Below are 806 nucleotides of genomic sequence, written 5' to 3'. Positions count from 1 at the left end.
TGCTGGACCGCGGCATCGACTCGCAGGCCCCCGAGCGCTCCCCGTGGCTGCTCACCGGCGCGAAGACCCTCTCCTACGCCGTGAACATGGCCGCCCTGCGCTACGCCCGCGCCCACGGCGCCGACGACGTCGTCTTCACCAGCGCGGACGGCTACCTGCTCGAGGGTCCCACCTCCACGGTGCTGATCGTGCGCACCGGGGAGGACGGCGTCCGCCGCCTCCTCACCCCGCTGCGCCAGAAGGGCATCCTCGCCGGCACGTCGCAGGCCGTGATCTTCGCGGCCGCCCACGCGGACGGCTGGGAGCTCGGCTACGGCCCGCTCGTCCCGGCGGACCTCCAGGGTGCCGAGGGCGTCTGGCTCGTCTCCTCGGTGCGCGGCGTCCTGCCGGTGCGCGCCGTCGACGGCGTCGAGATCCCCGTGGACCACGAGCTCACCGGCATGCTGCAGGCCCATCTGGACGCCGACGGCGACCCCGGCCGGCACGTCAGCGGCGACCCGGTGCCCACCGCGGGCTAGGCTGGAGACCGGCCCGTCCGACGTCGTCGGCCGCGACCGCAACCGCACGTGATATCCCCGACCACGGAAGGCGCACCATGAACACGCTCGTCCAGAAAGCCCTGTCCGCCGGCATCACGCTGGTCGGCGGCATCGTCGGCTCCCGCGTGGTCGCGGGCGGCTGGCGGCTCGTCACCGGCCACAGCGCCCCGGACGACGCGGCCGACGAGACGCTGCCCCTCGTCGAGGCCCTGTCCTTCGCGTTCATCTCCGCGGGCGTCGCGGCGCTGCTGAAGGTCGCCGGCCAGA

General features: G+C 74.4%; 2 protein-coding genes. Both read left to right on the top strand.

All coding sequences use genetic code 11. The features are described 5' to 3' along the window. Nucleotides 1-518: aminotransferase class IV (locus tag D8M29_RS12510; protein ID WP_174233378.1), on the top strand; the 518-nt coding region annotated here is incomplete at its 5' end. Nucleotides 519-595: 77 nt separating this feature from the next. Then, the coding region (locus D8M29_RS12505) for a DUF4235 domain-containing protein (protein WP_148111626.1) at nt 596-806 on the top strand (211 nt) is incomplete at its 3' end.

Origin of the sequence: Micrococcus sp. HSID17227, assembly GCF_003989405.1 — a bacterium.
Classification (GTDB): Bacteria; Actinomycetota; Actinomycetes; order Actinomycetales; family Micrococcaceae; genus Micrococcus; species Micrococcus luteus.
Note: the sequence above shows the minus strand (reverse complement) of the source record. Positions and strands in the feature narration are given on the sequence as shown.